We start from the raw sequence: 14742 nt of genomic DNA, 5'->3' as shown, positions 1-14742 counted from the left end.
ACGATGCTCCCATATGCAATTGAGAAAAATTCTCAAAGACTGTCATAAAAGGGAAGACGACACGGCGGCGCAGGTCTCCACACCTGTGCCGGTCTTTTTTCACACTGGTCTGTTTGCGGGCCTATGGCGGCGGGTGCGCCAGGTCGCCAAGGGTGGGGTGCCCGCCCTCTCCTCCCAGTGGGTCGCGTGGGAGGTTTTGCCTCGCTTCTGGTCCGGCGGGTGCGTTCGGACGGAGCGGCGTGCTGGGTGTGATGGGCCGCGAGGAAAGGGCCGGAAGAGGGAAGGAAACCGAGGACGGGAATAGTCCTGAAACCGAAGCGTAGTTGTCATGTGAAAACAAAGTATTATGAGTAGGCGCGATGGCAAATTCGTACGGTTTGGGTGCGCTAGATACGTGATGTGCCCCATGCCAAACGCGTGGACCTGGGGTGTGCAAGATCCATGATATTGCCGGACCTGCGCCGCCCGGCGGGGTGAGCACCGTCGGTGAGCGTGACGCCGGAGGCTCCGTGCGGCGGCACAAACTCCGCGGTGTGCCGCGTGCTGCCCTATCTGCCCGTTACCTGTCCCCGATTTGCAACAGGCTTTTTTTGAATCTGGGCGATGTAAAAATCCACGACCGCCAGACGGCTCTCTCCGCTGGAGTAACTCTGGGCCAAGGGGGTTTGGGTCGTTTTTCCCCTCCTGCAACCGCCTGTCAGAGAAAGCCCGGATAGGCCGCGTACCCCTCGAAAGCATAGGGATTGAGGATCTGACGCCCCATGAAAAACTCGCGCTCCACCTGCGTCATACCCGCATCGTCGCAGACGCTGGACCAGTTGGCCCGGATGACACCGATCTGGTCGTCGATCATCCGACGTGCCTCCTGTTCCGAGGCAATGCGAAAGGCCGGTGCCGCCTCAAGCGCGTGGACGAGGCGAGACTCCCGGTGGCTGTCCGTTATCAGCAATGCCTGATTGGCTTCCGCCGCGCCGCGTATCTGGGGCGCGATATCGTAGGCAGGCGTCAGGCGTAAATCCCGACCGTTCCAGAAGGCGGCATGATTGCGGCAATGGTCGTCGGTATTGCCGACAAGGATGTTGAACGTCAGGCGACGGAACAGCTCACGGAGATCCGCTGCCGCATCGTAAAAACGTGTGCGGATGATTTCAGCAAGCTCCACATAGCTCACGTGGCGCGAGGTCATCTCCTGTTCCCCCGTCCATGTCAGGGCCGAAACCATGGCGCGCCGTGCCGTCTGTCCCTGCCCGGCCGGAAGCCGGTCGAAGCGCTCGATAATGAGGGCATCGCGGTCCAGCACATGCTCGATATCGACATGCGCCACAGTCAGCCCCGCCTTCGCGGCGAGGCGCATGGTGGCGAATTCCGCCTTGACCATGCCGAACGGATCGTTCGAGGCGGAAAACTTGGCGATAAGGCGGCGATCCCCGTCCGTCAGCAATGCCTTGGGCCGCGCCCCACCGATCGAACTGCCATGCAGGACTGCCCTGTCCAGGACCGGCGATATAGGCTCGCCGGACTGCACCATGTCGGCCAGCCTCTGGAGGTCTTCAAGCGAAGCGTATTCCTCCCCGCGCGCGACGTACTCCCTGGCGCTGGTCTGGAAGTCCAATGCCCCGATCCGGTCCGAGCCAGACCGGAGCATGAATGTCAGCTCGTCGGCCTCGGTCGTCTCCAGCCCTGCCCTTTTCAGACTCGTCAGGTCACTGATGATCACGCGACGCCCCCAGGCATCTGGCAGAGCATCACGAAGACAGGGTGCCAGATTGTGCTGTCCGGGCGGAACCTGTTCCCCCGCCCTGAGGGGGAGATCGGGGTCATACAGCGAAATGGCGTCTGGATTGGCCAGATAGCGCTGCCCGTACAGGAAGCGATAGTCATCCGCTCCGGACTGCGTGCGGTACACCTTGCCAGCGACAACCGGAACCGTAGCCCCAGGCAGCCAGATCCAGACGAATGCGTCCTGACCGGAGTGGGTGATCCGGGCCTCAGAAGTCATCATTCACCTGACCGGCGCTTCTGGCCCGCATGCGTTGAGGCAGTAGGGCGAGGCGCTCGGTTTCATGCTGCCATTGCCGCGCCATGGCGTCCTCCCCTCCGAACAGCGACAGTCCGACGGTGATCGCCACTTCAAAAGCGATCCCGACCTGCACCGTGGCTTCCCCTTTCTCCACCGCCCGCAGCGAGGCGCGTGAGACGCCCGCGCGCGTGGCCAGCTCCTGTTCCGACCAGCCTTTCTGTTTCCTCATCACGGACACCTCGGCACCCAGAAGCTGGAGCGCCGCTTTCGTACTCCGGGACAGATGGCGTGTGACACTGCTGGCATTGTCTTTCATGACGCACCTTATAGCAGATAATGTGTGCTTTGGCAGACATTTTATGGTGCACGCATGACCGCCCAATCGCGCATGCCCTATGCGTTATGACAGTCATTCATCAGCTTAAAGTATGCTCTGGAGGACAAATACACAGTCGCACATGACGGTCATGCCATCATCCCAATATTGCGAACTATTCTTAACAATGCTACAGGCAATGAGAATTTCATGGATGACCCTATGACATGCAGGATAACATCGCCACCCTGACGACCCTGATGATGAAAGAACGGCCTTCGCTGTTTCACCTCATGTACCGGATCATCAAGAACCGCGAAGCCGCAGAAGACGCCGTTCAGTCCCTGTTCGAAAAAATCCAGCGTGTTGAACCCGAGGCGGTCATCCTCAGCCCGCATGCCTATCTTTATCGGCTGGCTTCCAATCTGGCGATTGATCACGCGCGCAGCCTGTCCCGCCGTGAAGACGTGCAGGACAGCATTCACGACCTGCTCTGGCTTGAGGACGACAGCCCGACCGCCGAACAGCAACTGGCCGGGAAAAAGAGGCTGGCTATGGTGGAAAGCATGATTGAAACCATGCCCGAACCCATGAAGACCATTTTCTGTCTCAATCGCTTCCATGGACTGAGCCAGACGGAAATCGCCCGCCGTTCGGGCAAATCGGTGTCTCTGATCAACCGTTACGTGCAGCGGGCGCTCGACCTGTTAGCCACGGTCCGGGAAGACTGATATTTTCCTTAAACCATGACCTGCCAGTATAAAGATGTGGTTTCCAGCCGTCTTACAGTTGAGAGCGGCGAAACAGCCATGGATGCAACGTGACCCGGACACAGCCTGACATCTCGGACACCGCGCGGCACTGGATCGTGCGCATGGCATCGGGAGAGATGACCGAGGAAGAACTCGCGCAATTTCGTGAATGGCGCGCGGCGTCCCCGGACCACAATACGGTTTTCGAGCAGGAACGCAGGCTCTGGCGGGCACTCCGTATTTCCTCCGCTCAGGATCAGGCCGTGCAGGCTTCATGGACGCGCATGGGTCGAAAACAGACTTTGAAAACCGGGCTGTTTTCCCTCACAGCCATTGCCGCATCGGCCGCCATTTTTCTGTATGCCCCGTCATTCAGGACATGGCTCCAGGCCGACCAGTGGACCGGCACGACCATTCAGACCGTGGCGCTGACCGATGGTTCAGAAGCCATTCTCGATAGCGATACCGCGATCGCCATCCATTATTCGGCCCATCATCGGGACATCACCCTGCTACAGGGGAATGCCCTTTTCAAGATTCGCCATGATGCCGACCGGCCATTTCGCGTGACGGATCAGGACGGGCGGATTGAAGATGTCGGCACGGTGTTCGAAGTGCGGGATGCCCCTGAGCATGTCACGGTCAGCGTCAGTCAGGGCCTTGTGGATGTCTACACGCCTTCTACCCATTCCGTGGCCGTCCGGCTCCGTGAAGGCGAGCGCCTTGCCTACGCCCATGGCACTACTTTTCCGGTCGAGAGAGACATCAGCCCCGATGACATCGCCGCCTGGTCGCGCGGTGATCTGACACTGGACAATGCCACACTCGCCGAGGCCGTGCGGGCCATCTCCCGCTATCGGCACGGAGCCGTCTATGTCTGGGGAGACGCGCCGGCCGCCAGCCGGATCAGCGGTGTGTTTCGCATCGACCAGCCTGACGAAGCACTCTCGACCATTGCCGCGACATCGGGCATGAAAATCGTTCATTTGCCGGGTCATATCGTGGTGCTCAGGAGAGCATGATCCAGGCAAGAATGCCGCACGGCTCGGGTTAATCCCATCTCGTATCTGGCACTGTCACATCACGGGACTTGCAGCGCGACCTCATGGATGTTGCACACCCAGATCACGAATGTTGCACAGCCCCACTCCACGAGTTTGGCATGGGGCACTACACGGATCTTGCAGGGTCAGGTTCACGCATCTTGCAGGGCGTAGACAACACGAATTTGGCATGGGGACGACGGGTAATGTCTTGTGGTCAGGCCGAAATTTGCTCTCAGTTTGGGTGGTGAGCGACTGTCTAATGCGCGCCAACGTAAGTCACGGATATTGCACAACACCGTCCCACGGGGTTGGCATGGTTCGCCACTCAAGTGTTGGAGGGAGCAACCCATGATTTTTGCATGGGATGCCTCCAGAAACCTATAGCGAGGCTCCCCCACGACTTTGGCGCTGAGACGAGGGGCAATACATTGAATCGAAATAAGGAAATTCAGTGTAATTTCTGGCAGTAAGTTTTACCAATTATATGTCAGATTTCCATAAACACGCCGTCCCTGGCCAAGATAACAAAGGGAAGTCGAGCATGCTGTTAAATAATATTTGTTTGTCAAATTTGAAACAGAGATTTGTGCTTTCAACCCACGAAGAGAAGACGACACTGCACCGAAATCGTAGTGGGCTCCGAGGTCAAACAAAACATAAGATGGCGTTTTAAAAGATTCAACATTATCAGCATATGTAGATCCGACGTATCTCAATCCCCAATTGAGGCCAAACCCTTTAGCTACATTCTGTGGCATCGTATAATCGGCAAAAATAGAAAACATATTACGCGGCACTTGTGGAACCGACATCCCTTCTTCCGAGAGAGCATTCCCATAATATGATTTAGTATAAGGATTGTAGCGCTGATCTGTTACGTTGCTCTTTCCAAATCTTATATCCGTATAACTATAAGACGCAACCAGTCTTAAATCGCGTGTAATATTAGCATTCGCAGATACCTCAAAACCCTGAGATACAACTCGACCAGCGTCAGCACTAAAGCCTGAATGAGTGAGGTCACTAATGAGATAGTGATTTTCGTCAATATGAAATGCAGAAGCTGTTAAAAGAATGTCCTTGTTCGGAAATTTATACTTAAGACCAGCCTCAAATTGTTTACCAGTCAATGGAGCGAATGGCTGGCCAAGATAATTTGTTGATCCTGCCTGCGGAACGAACGATGTAGAATAACTGAAGTAAGGAGAAAGGCCGAAATCGAAATTATAGATAATGCCCGCGCGCCAAGTGAACGCACTTTGCGGTTCACTACCTGCATCGTTATTATTAGACATTTTTGTTCCGTAGACATTGTAATTTATGACGCTATTCCGTGAATAATTGACCCAGTCTTGACGGCCTCCTAGCAAAACAGAGAGGCCCTTCCATTTTATCTGATCTTGAAAATACAGACCATCTTGAAAATAACTTAATTCTTGACGATCACCAAAAGTGAAACATGATGTATTTGAAAAACTAAAGCAAGATGATAAGGAACTATGATACGCTTGTGGATTATATGAATTAATCAAATTACTAGATCCCAAATCATACTGAAAATATTGTGGGTAATTAAAGTTACGAAAATCATTTCCAATGACCCACGTGTGACTAACCGGACCAGTTTTAAATTTTCCGAATAGGCGTGTATCGAGGCTTGATGTGGTTTGGTTAGTATTGAAGAGCCACGGGGTCCACGCCGTGACATTGCCTTGTTCAGTGCTTGCTCCCGCATTCAAATACGAGGTCTTCATATTATATTGGCTGTTCTCCCAGCGGAATACCTGACTAAAATTAATGTATTTATTGAAATTATGCTTAAATTGGTATTCAAACATCGCATCTTTAGTGCCTGCAGTGTTCCATCCTGGTAGCCCGAAAAATGCACTTCGAGATATCCTAGTCTGGCCGTTGGAAATGAGAGTGCCGGAAAGAGGATACTCTGTAGAAATACCATTCCCTGGGGTATACATATACATTCCCAAGAGAGTGAGAGACGTTTTATTATCAACATCCCATGTAATAGAAGGCAGAACACCCACCCGGTGGTAATCGACGTAGTTTGTTTGGCTTCCTTGCGTGACACCGATAGCTGCAACACGGTACCTTACGTTCCCAGACTTAGTAAGCTTGTCACTAATATCAAATGTTGCTTCATAGCGCCCCCAGTTCCCAAACCCTAACGATGCCGAATGTAACGGTGTATCTGTGGGCTTTTTCAAATCTATTGAAAGCATTCCACCCGGCGCGACTTGTCCGTACATCACCGAAGCCGGACCATTGACCGCTTCAATGCGCTCAACAAAAGCGGTTTCCCCTGCGCTAGATGATGTTGTCATCAGGCCGTCGACAAACTCTGTAGTGGCAAAACCTCTTTGCATGATGCCGTTGGATGGCCCCCTCGAGGCGCCATTGCCTGATGTGCCAAACGTTTCCGCAAAAACACCAGGCGTATAACGGAGTGCTTGCTGCACGCTCTGAGGTTGTTGATCAATCATAAGTTGTTTATTTACAACATAGATTGAATTTGGAATTTCGGCTAATGGTGTGTCCGTTTTCGTTCCAGCCATTGTGGTGTCGGCTACGTAACCCACGCCAGGGCCGGTGGGGTCCTGCTTCATAGTTCCACCGACACGGACCGGACCAAGCGTGATGTTAGCAGATGCCGGAACGAGCGTTACCGTATGCCCTTCCGACAAGCGATATGTAAAACCCGTTCCTGCCAGCAAACGGGAAAGTGCATCAGCAGGCGTCAGCCTACCGCTAACGCCGGGACAGAGATGGCCCCCGTTTTTTGGACAGGTGGTTAAGCTATAATCCGACCTGAGAGAGGACGGGTTTTATGGGCAAAGTTACGCGCAAGAGGTATGCGGCGGAGTTCAAATCACGGGTTGCGCTGGAAGCGATCCGTGGGGACCTAACACTGGCGGAGCTGGCATCGAAACATGGGGTGCATCAGACGATGATCGCCCAGTGGAAACGGCAGGCGATCGAGGGGATGGAAGCGACTTTCTCCGGGAAGGCGATGGCTGAGCCCGCAGTCAGTCCGGCCGACGTTGAGAAGCTGCATGCCAAGATCGGCCAGTTGCTGGTGGAACGGGATTTTTTGCGGGATGCCTCTGCTCGGTTGGGCGTGATCAGAGGCGGCAAATGATTGACCTGAAACGGCCCCGGCTTTCGGTGGTGCGACAATGCACGCTGCTGCACTTCAACCGGTCGGGCGTCTATTATCGGCCTGTACCACAGAGCGAGGCCAATCTGGCGTTGATGCGCCTGATCGACGAGCAGTTCCTGGAAACGCCGTATTATGGCTCACGGCAGATGACGTGGCATCTGCGCCGTCTCGGTCATGATGTCGGCCGCAAGCGGGTTCGCCGGCTCATGGCGATGATGGGGCTGCGGGCGATCTACCAGAAGCCGCGCACGAGTGTGCCCCATCCGGAGCATCGGAAATATCCGTATCTGCTGCGGGACCTAGTCATCGACCGGCCCAACCAGGTCTGGTGTGCCGACATCACGTATCTTCCCATGAGACGGGGCTTTCTCTACCTCGTGGCGATCATGGACTGGGCGACGCGCAGGGTGCTGTCGTGGCGCCTGTCGAACACGATGGATGCGGAGTTCTGCATTGAGGCGCTCCGGGATGCGCTGGTGCGCTATGGCAGCCCGGAGATCTTCAATACCGATCAGGGATCGCAGTTCACGACACCCCGCTTCACCGACGTGCTGGAACAGCGCCAGATCCGAATCAGCATGGACGGGCGAGGTCGCTGGCTGGACAACGTGTTCATTGAACGCCTGTGGCGATCCCTGAAATACGAATGCGTCTATTTGCACGCGTTCGAGACAGGATCGGAACTGCGGGCCGGGCTTGCCGGATGGATCGCCCATTATAACGGGCAGCGTCCGCACTCGGCACTGGCTGGACGCACGCCCGATGAGGCGTATCATAAGGTGCCGACGCCATCTGGTCCGGGGTTAACCCCGGACCAGATGGCCAACAGCAACGCCGTCAGAAGGGCGGCATGACAATAACAGGGTATAGCTTATTCATCCCCAAAAGCTGTCCGAACAGACGGGGCCACCTCTGTTATTTTACGTTGGAGCGCAGATAGCAAACGTTCCGCATTAGCGCCCCGTCCGGCAATGCGTGCTGGACCCGAAAGACCGCCGGTACCGTTCCTGTCATCCAAGGTCCATATCTTCCTGTTGCCTGAAGATAACAGGCATGGCCTTGGGGTGAACAGCGCCGACCTCATGGTTAGCCTCGGTGGTCAGGAATCCATACAGGTCGTCCGTCGTTTCGCCGTCGCCCAAGTTTCCTGACCGATGTCCACCGGCACCGGAGCCCAGCGAAGAAGGCCCGCGGCCTGCCATCTGCCTTGGCGAACCAGATCTGACGGCTTCCTCTTCCCGGCAGATGTTCAGGCTCGGCAAAGGCGGTCAGCGGGACTAGGCTGCGGTGTTCGACGCCCAGCCAGCGCCGCCACCAGGACGACTCCGTGGTCCGTATATTGGTCTCGCCTCGTCCACCTTCTTGGCCTTGAGCATGCCGGGTGCGGTTCGGGCCTGAACTGGAACGCCGTCTGGATCAGGCTTATGGCCGCGTTGCCGAACCGATCCTCGCTGTCCGGTCGATCCAGTCTCTGTCGCGCGCAATTTCGCCGATCTGTAGTGTCTCACTGGCGCTGGTGCGGGCCGGGAGGTATGGTGGTTGTTCTGAAAATCCCCGTCAGCCAGTCGATGAAGACGCGCACGCGCGGTGACATCTGCCGGTTATGCGGATAAAGCAGCGACACCGGCGAAGGGGCGGGAGGAAACGCGCTCAGCACCTCGACCAGTGCTCCGGTCCTGAGATCCCCTTCCGCGTGATAGCGCGGGATCTGGATGAGACCCAGACCTGCCCGTGCGGCTGAAATATAGCTCTCCGCCGCGTTGGCGGCCATGTGGAGGGGCAGGAGGACGTTGCGCGGCTTCCCGTTGATGATGAACTCCAAGGGCAATATCCTGCCCCGCAGACTCGACTGGAACCCGACCATGATGTGACCACCGGGCAGGTCGTCCGGGTGTGTCGGAATGCCGTGGGTCTCCAGATAGCTCGGTGAGGCAAGCGTCATTTCCTCCAGCGTTGTCAGGGGTCTGGCCACCATCTCGCTGTCCCGCAATTCGCCTACCCGCAGGACGCAGTCCACGCCTTCGCGCACCAGATCGACCAGGCGGTCGCCTTCGCTCATGTGCAGTTCGATATCGGGATAGGCGGCAAGGAAGGCGGGCAGGGACGGCAGGATGAAATGGCGGGCCAGGGTGCCGTGGACGTCGATCCGCAGCGTCCCGCTGGGGCGGAGGGTTCCGAACGCCGTCTCGGCATCCTCGATCTCGGCGACGATATGACGGCAACGACGATAATAGGTCTCGCCTTCCGGTGTCGGGCTGACCTGGCGCGTCGTACGATGCAGAAGGCGCACGCCCAGCCGGGCTTCCAGCGTCTTGATGACATCGGTGGCGGTCGAGCGCGGCAGGTTCATGTCTTCCGCGGCCTGGGTGAAACTTTCGCGTTCCACGATGCGCATGAACAGGCGCATGACATCCAGCCGGTCCATTAACTGTTCCCTTTTTTCGGATAATCTATCCGGATTATGCGGGATTATCGGGCGGACGAAAAGAGGCACAGTCCTGTTCACGGGCCGGAGCGGCCGCAGACAAAAGGAAAAGCTGACATGACCAAGAACAGGAAAGTCGCGATCGTCACGGGATCATCGCGCGGGATTGGGGCGGCCATTGCCACGCGGCTGGCGAAGGACGGGCTGGCGGTTGTCGTCAATTACGCCGGCAATGCCGCGCAGGCGGAAGAACTGGCCGCGACAATCCGACAGGCCGGCGGCGAAGCCCTCCCGGTGAAGGCCGATGTCTCGGACGCAGCGGCTGTGACCGCGCTGTTCGATGCGACGGAGAAAGCCTTTGGCGGCGTCGATGTGCTGGTCAACAATGCCGGGATCATGACGCTGGGACGGATCGCCGATGTGGACGATGCCGCCTTCACGCGACAGGTGGACATCAATTTTCGTGGTACCTTCAATACGTTGCGTGAAGCCGCGAAGCGGCTGCGGGATGGTGGACGCATCGTCAACCTGTCGACCAGCGTCGTCGGTCTGAAATTCGAGAATTACGGGGTGTACGCGGCGACGAAGGCGGCGGTGGAAACCCTGACCGCGATCCTGGCCAAGGAACTGCGCGGCCGGAATACGACGGTGAACGCGGTCGCCCCCGGCCCGACCGGGACGGAGCTGTTTCTCGATGGCAAAAGCCCCGAACTGATTGAAAAACTGTCGAAGATGAACCCGCTGGAACGTCTTGGAACACCGGAAGACATCGCGGCGGCGGTTGCCTTCCTGGTCGGCCCGGATGGCGCGTGGATCAATGGCCAGACCCTGCGCGCCAATGGCGGCATGGTCTGAAGAATCGTCCGGAAAGGGAGAAGATCATGGGCAGGCAGGTTATCCTGATTACGGGAGCGTCGAGCGGTTTTGGCGCCATGACGGCCCGCGGCCTCGCCACTGCCGGGCACTGCGTCTATGCCGGTGTGCGGGACATCCACGGAAAAGGCGCGGCGGCTGTGGCGGATGCGGCCAGATTCGCGAAAGAGTGGAACGTCGATCTGCGCACCGTGGAACTCGATGTTCTCCAGCAGACACAGGTGGACGCCGCCGTGGCCCGGGTCATGGCGGAACAGGGCCAGATTGACGTGGTGATCCATAATGCCGGTCATATGTGCTTCGGCCCGGCCGAGGCTTTTGCGCCGGAACAACTGGCGGCGCTGTATGATGTGAATGTCCTTTCCACCCAGCGCCTCAACCGCGCGGCGCTGCCGCATATGCGGGAAAGAGGACAGGGGCTCGTCGTGTGGGTGTCGTCATCCAGCACGCGGGGCGGCACGCCGCCTTTCCTCGGCCCGTATTTCGCGGCGAAGGCGGCGATGGATGCCCTGGCCATTTCCTATGCGGGTGAACTGACACGGTGGGGGATCGAGACGACCATCGTCGTGCCGGGTGCCTTTACCAAGGGGACCAACCACTTTCGCGATGCCGGGGCGCCGGCGGACCAGAGCGTGGCGCAGGCCTACATGGATGGCCCGTACAAGGGTGTGGAAGAGAAGGCGCTCGCGGGTCTGGCGGGCCTCGAACCGGCCGATGCCGACCCGGAAAGTGTGGCCAGGGCGATCGAGGCCGTCGTGGATGCACCGCGTGGCAAGAGGCCGTTCCGGGTCCATGTGGATCCGTCACAGGACGGGGCTGAGGTCGTCAACGGCGTTGCGGACAGGGTCAGGGCCGAATTGCTGCGGCGTATCGGACTTGGGGATCTGCTGCATATCGCACAGCCGGCATGATATTCATGGCAAAGGGCTGAAGAGACTTTATGGTCATTCGGTTGCGAAACGCGGGCCACGGAGTGACAGGATTCAGATGACGGCCAACATGATCAGGACGAATTCTGACGATACCTGTCCACCCTGTGAACCGCAGACTTTCCGGAAGCTGTTTCGCCACGACGCGGTCAATGTCGGTGGTGTCAGGCTTCATTTTGTCGAGGGCGGCAGCGGCGCTCCGGTGCTGCTGATCCCAGGTTGGCCGCAAAGCTGGTACGCCTGGCGCTATGTCATGCCGCTGCTGCGCGAAAGCGGACGGCGGGTCATTGCACTCGATCCGCGCGGCATGGGAGATTCGGACCGGCCGGCCGCCGGTTATGATCTTCGCACTGTGGCGCGCGACATTCACGGTCTGATGCAGGCCCTGGACCTGACGGCGGATGGTCCCGTCGATATCGTGGGGCACGACGTTGGGACATGGATCAGCTACGCTCTGGCCGCGGACTGGCCGGAAGACGTGCGGCGTCTCGCGGTTTTCGACGCCGCCCTGCCCGGAATCACACAGGTTCCGGCGGCCGGCGTTCTGCCGGAAGCCGTCAATCTGAAGACATGGCATTTTGCCTTCAATCGTCTTGACGATCTTCCGGAGATTCTGCTCCAGGGGCGCGAGCGTGAATTTCTGACCTGGCTGTTCCGGGTCAAGGCGAACAGGCCGTGGACCATAACTCCTGCTGATCTGGAGGAGTATGTGCGCGTCAATGCGGCACCTGGCGCCACGAGAGCCGCGCTGTCTTATTACCGACACGCCTTCAGCCCGGAAGGACTAAAGGCTAACGAAGAACGCGCAACCCGCCCGCTGTCGATCCCGGTGCTGGCTTTTGGCGCGGATAACGGCGCGGGAGCGGGCCTGATTGCAACTATGAAGACCGTCGCCACGACCGTGACAGGTGGCGTGTTCGGGGATTGCGGTCATTACATGCCGGAAGAAGCGCCGCGCAGCCTTGTGAAAGAACTGCTGGCGTTCTGGGCCGTTACGGAGCTGATCTGAGATCGTCAGGGTTGGGACGAATCAGTAGAGCACGAAAGCTCCCGCCATTGCAGGAAGCCCGCTTGCAGGGCCGCCAGCTTGTCGCCGACAAGCCGCACCGCGTCGCTCCCTAACAGCAGATGCGCAGGCGGCGCCTCGACCGTCAGGATCTCTAGCATTGCCCGTGCGGCCCGTTTCGGATCACCTAGATGATGCCCTTCATTTTCGGCACGGCGTTCGTGTAACTGGGCAAAGATCGCATGATAGTCAGGGATATGGCGTTCAGCCCTGACCATGGACCGTCCGGCCCAATCGGTCCGGAACGCACCGGGTTCCACGGCTGTTACATGAATTCCGAAACCGGCTACCTCCTTGCCCAGAGCTTCGGTAATGCCTTCGAGGGCGAACTTGCTGCCGTGGTAAAGACCCAGCCCCGGCATGGTGATCATACCCCCCATCGAGGTAACATTGAGGATATGACCAGCCTTGCGAGCGCGCATATGCGGCAGAACCGCCTGGATCATTGCAATGGCGCCGAAGACATTGACCTCGAACTGACGTCGTATCTCGTCCAGGGATGCTTCTTCGATCGTGCCTTCCAGCCCGTAACCCGCGTTGTTGACGAGCACGTCGATCGGTCCCCGATCCGCTTCAATCCGGTCGATGGCGGGTTTGATGGCAGCGTAGTCCGTGACGTCGAGCAGAATGCCGGTTGCGCGTGCCCCAAGCGCCTCGAATGTCTCCCGCGCCCTGCCCGTCCGGACAGTGCCTATGACATCATGACCGTCAGCCAGGGCCTGCCCGGCCAGTGCGCGCCCCAGACCGCTGCTGACGCCGGTAATGAAAAAGCAGCGCGTTTGTGATCGTGTCATATCTGGTTCTGTTTCCTTATGTGTTACGAAGGTTTCCGCTCAGCCGACGGACAGCCGCACGTTCAGGCCGCATAGACCGCGCGGCGCAGCGCCAGTGGGAACGCCCCGGTCATCCCGGCGACCGCCGTATTGGTCAGCGCCACGACACTCAACTCGCGCGCCGGGTCGACCCAGAAGCCGGTTCCATACAGGCCCGACCAATTCCATGAACCGGGTGAGAGAGGGAGCCCCGCCTTTGCCGGGTCTGTCAGGACCGCAACGCCCAGCCCCCAGCCAAAACCCGGACCCGCCGCCCCGACCGCCAGGTTGCCTATGGCATTGCCGGTCATGGCAGCGACGTCCTGCGGCTTCAGTATCCCGGCACCTCCCGTCCGGATGGCTTCGGCAAAGCGCAGATAATCGGCGGCCGTGCCCAGCATGCCGACACCCCCGGACGGCCACGCGGCCGGATCGAAGGCGCGGGAGGGCGAATACACCACATGACCCGGCCCGAATTTCAGGCTGAACGGGTCTGTCATGCGCACGGCTTCCGCCGCCCCGCCGTCGCCATATGGGATTGCGATCGGCGTGCCTTGGGGCACCGTGAAGGTCATGGTGTTCAGGCCAAGCGGGCCGGTCACGAGCATCCTGACCGCCGATGGCAGATCCTGGCTGGTGACGCGTTCGATGACGCCGCCCAGAACATCAATGGCGAGCGAATAATGCCATGCCGTTCCGGGAGCAAAGAGCAGGGGTGCCGACGCGATCCGGGCGATGTTTTCTTCCAGCGTGAGACCGGAATGGTCCAGCCCGTCTGACACGCCAGCCCGATGGTAGGGGCCGGTTTCAGGCTCCAGAAAGCCATAGCCGAGTCCTGCCGTGTGCGTCATGAGATGCCGGATGCTGATGACCGGCTGTCGCCCGTCAGGCAGGGCGGGACGGAAATCGGGCAGCCAGCGTGTCACCGGCGCGTCCAGTGACAATTTGCCCTGTTCCATCAGGGCAAGTGCGGCGACGCAGATGACCGGCTTGGTCATCGAAGCCAGGCGGAAGAGCGTGTCCGTCCGCATCGCGATGCCGGCCTCACGATCGGCGGAACCGACTGCGCGCTGATAAACGGTCCTGCCGCGTTCCGAGACCATCACGGTCGCCCCAACAATTGTGCCCGAACGGACAGCCTGGTCCACAACGCTGTCGATCGCGCCTGCGCGCGGACTGGTGGCAGATCCTTTCGCAGCCGATGCGGGAGAGAACGATGATGCCCACATGGCGGCTGGCAGGGCCGCACCAAGAATGCTGCGTCGCCCCGTGGCGGACAGATCCCGTGTCTGTGTTCGCTGTCGCATGCAGGCGCCCTCCGCGTTTCC

The 14742-nt window shown here is 58.6% G+C and carries 12 protein-coding genes and 2 pseudogenes; 6 read left to right on the top strand and 8 right to left on the bottom strand.

The window, feature by feature from the left end; genetic code table 11:
• Positions 1 to 697: 697 nt before the first annotated feature.
• Together ACMAUO_RS09560 and ACMAUO_RS09555 are read right to left on the bottom strand one after the other, a co-directional pair.
• Complete coding sequence (locus ACMAUO_RS09560) at positions 698 to 2002, bottom strand: type II toxin-antitoxin system HipA family toxin (RefSeq protein WP_420356673.1); 1305 nt, start codon at positions 2000 to 2002, stop codon at positions 698 to 700.
• Positions 1989 to 2336 (bottom strand): helix-turn-helix transcriptional regulator, encoded by a 348-nt coding sequence (locus tag ACMAUO_RS09555; protein ID WP_420356672.1) that lies wholly within the window; start codon positions 2334 to 2336, stop codon positions 1989 to 1991. Before ACMAUO_RS09555 ends, ACMAUO_RS09560 begins: the two co-directional genes overlap by 14 nt.
• A gap of 227 nt (positions 2337 to 2563) precedes the next feature.
• Here ACMAUO_RS09555 and ACMAUO_RS09550 point away from each other — a divergent pair, with 227 nt between their 5' ends.
• Together ACMAUO_RS09550 and ACMAUO_RS09545 are read left to right on the top strand one after the other, a co-directional pair.
• Positions 2564 to 3067, top strand: a complete 504-nt coding sequence (locus ACMAUO_RS09550) for an RNA polymerase sigma factor (protein ID WP_420356671.1) — start codon at positions 2564 to 2566, stop codon at positions 3065 to 3067.
• Positions 3068 to 3156: 89 nt separating this feature from the next.
• Entirely contained in the window at positions 3157 to 4110 is a 954-nt protein-coding gene (locus tag ACMAUO_RS09545; RefSeq protein ID WP_420356670.1) for a FecR family protein, read from the top strand.
• A gap of 497 nt (positions 4111 to 4607) precedes the next feature.
• On the opposite strand, the gene ACMAUO_RS09540 is transcribed toward ACMAUO_RS09545, so the two are convergent.
• Together ACMAUO_RS09540 and ACMAUO_RS09535 are read right to left on the bottom strand one after the other, a co-directional pair.
• Positions 4608 to 6704 carry a TonB-dependent siderophore receptor gene (locus tag ACMAUO_RS09540; protein WP_420357247.1) on the bottom strand — a complete coding sequence of 699 codons (2097 nt, stop codon included), beginning with the start codon at positions 6702 to 6704 and terminating at the stop codon, positions 4608 to 4610.
• A 105-nt stretch (positions 6705 to 6809) separates the two neighbouring features.
• A pseudogene (locus tag ACMAUO_RS09535) lies at positions 6810 to 6893 on the bottom strand (STN domain-containing protein); the annotation flags it as partial.
• 83 nt (positions 6894 to 6976) lie between these two features.
• On the opposite strand from ACMAUO_RS09535, the gene ACMAUO_RS09530 reads away from it, so the two are divergent.
• Positions 6977 to 8163 (top strand): IS3 family transposase gene (locus ACMAUO_RS09530; protein WP_420356669.1). Its coding sequence is split into 2 segments (ribosomal slippage): positions 6977 to 7247 and positions 7247 to 8163, totalling 1188 coding nucleotides; the frame shifts between segments, so codons are not numbered across the junction.
• A 61-nt stretch (positions 8164 to 8224) separates the two neighbouring features.
• Here the strand turns inward: ACMAUO_RS09530 and ACMAUO_RS09525 are convergent.
• Positions 8225 to 8697 (bottom strand): annotated as a pseudogene (locus ACMAUO_RS09525) (SOS response-associated peptidase family protein); the annotation flags it as partial.
• A gap of 116 nt (positions 8698 to 8813) precedes the next feature.
• Entirely contained in the window at positions 8814 to 9734 is a 921-nt protein-coding gene (locus ACMAUO_RS09520) for a LysR family transcriptional regulator (RefSeq protein WP_420356668.1), read from the bottom strand.
• A 117-nt stretch (positions 9735 to 9851) separates the two neighbouring features.
• Here ACMAUO_RS09520 and ACMAUO_RS09515 point away from each other — a divergent pair, with 117 nt between their 5' ends.
• From ACMAUO_RS09515 to ACMAUO_RS09505, 3 genes are all read left to right on the top strand, one after another.
• Entirely contained in the window at positions 9852 to 10589 is a 738-nt protein-coding gene (locus ACMAUO_RS09515; protein WP_420356667.1) for an SDR family oxidoreductase, read from the top strand.
• Positions 10590 to 10615: 26 nt separating this feature from the next.
• A complete protein-coding gene (locus ACMAUO_RS09510) occupies positions 10616 to 11518 on the top strand; it encodes an SDR family oxidoreductase (protein WP_420356666.1) in 903 nt (300 codons plus the stop codon).
• 76 nt (positions 11519 to 11594) lie between these two features.
• The gene (locus ACMAUO_RS09505) at positions 11595 to 12545 is read left to right on the top strand and encodes an alpha/beta fold hydrolase (protein WP_420356665.1); all 951 of its coding nucleotides are present in this window, start codon (positions 11595 to 11597) and stop codon (positions 12543 to 12545) included.
• A gap of 5 nt (positions 12546 to 12550) precedes the next feature.
• Here ACMAUO_RS09505 and ACMAUO_RS09500 read toward each other — a convergent pair whose 3' ends face one another.
• On the bottom strand, positions 12551 to 13396 hold the full coding sequence (locus ACMAUO_RS09500) for an oxidoreductase (protein ID WP_420356664.1): 846 nt from the start codon (positions 13394 to 13396) through the stop codon (positions 12551 to 12553).
• Positions 13397 to 13458: 62 nt separating this feature from the next.
• On the bottom strand, positions 13459 to 14721 hold the full coding sequence (locus tag ACMAUO_RS09495) for a serine hydrolase domain-containing protein (protein ID WP_420356663.1): 1263 nt from the start codon (positions 14719 to 14721) through the stop codon (positions 13459 to 13461).
• Positions 14722 to 14742: the final 21 nt, after the last annotated feature.

It is taken from the genome of Gluconacetobacter brunescens (genome assembly GCF_048695475.1).
GTDB lineage: Bacteria > Pseudomonadota > Alphaproteobacteria > Acetobacterales > Acetobacteraceae > Gluconacetobacter.
Note: the sequence above shows the minus strand (reverse complement) of the source record. Positions and strands in the feature narration are given on the sequence as shown.

What these genes read in the sequence shown, in the direction of transcription:
- ACMAUO_RS09560 (WP_420356673.1), bottom strand. Translation starts at nt 2,002, where the DNA reads ATGATGACTTCTGAGGCCCGGATCACCCACTCCGGTCAGGACGCATTC.
- ACMAUO_RS09555 (WP_420356672.1), bottom strand. Translation starts at nt 2,336, where the DNA reads ATGAAAGACAATGCCAGCAGTGTCACACGCCATCTGTCCCGGAGTACG.
- ACMAUO_RS09550 (WP_420356671.1), top strand. Translation starts at nt 2,564, where the DNA reads ATGCAGGATAACATCGCCACCCTGACGACCCTGATGATGAAAGAACGG.
- ACMAUO_RS09540 (WP_420357247.1), bottom strand. Translation starts at nt 6,704, where the DNA reads ATGGCTGGAACGAAAACGGACACACCATTAGCCGAAATTCCAAATTCA.
- ACMAUO_RS09520 (WP_420356668.1), bottom strand. Translation starts at nt 9,734, where the DNA reads ATGGACCGGCTGGATGTCATGCGCCTGTTCATGCGCATCGTGGAACGC.
- ACMAUO_RS09515 (WP_420356667.1), top strand. Translation starts at nt 9,852, where the DNA reads ATGACCAAGAACAGGAAAGTCGCGATCGTCACGGGATCATCGCGCGGG.
- ACMAUO_RS09510 (WP_420356666.1), top strand. Translation starts at nt 10,616, where the DNA reads ATGGGCAGGCAGGTTATCCTGATTACGGGAGCGTCGAGCGGTTTTGGC.
- ACMAUO_RS09505 (WP_420356665.1), top strand. Translation starts at nt 11,595, where the DNA reads ATGACGGCCAACATGATCAGGACGAATTCTGACGATACCTGTCCACCC.
- ACMAUO_RS09500 (WP_420356664.1), bottom strand. Translation starts at nt 13,396, where the DNA reads ATGACACGATCACAAACGCGCTGCTTTTTCATTACCGGCGTCAGCAGC.
- ACMAUO_RS09495 (WP_420356663.1), bottom strand. Translation starts at nt 14,721, where the DNA reads ATGCGACAGCGAACACAGACACGGGATCTGTCCGCCACGGGGCGACGC.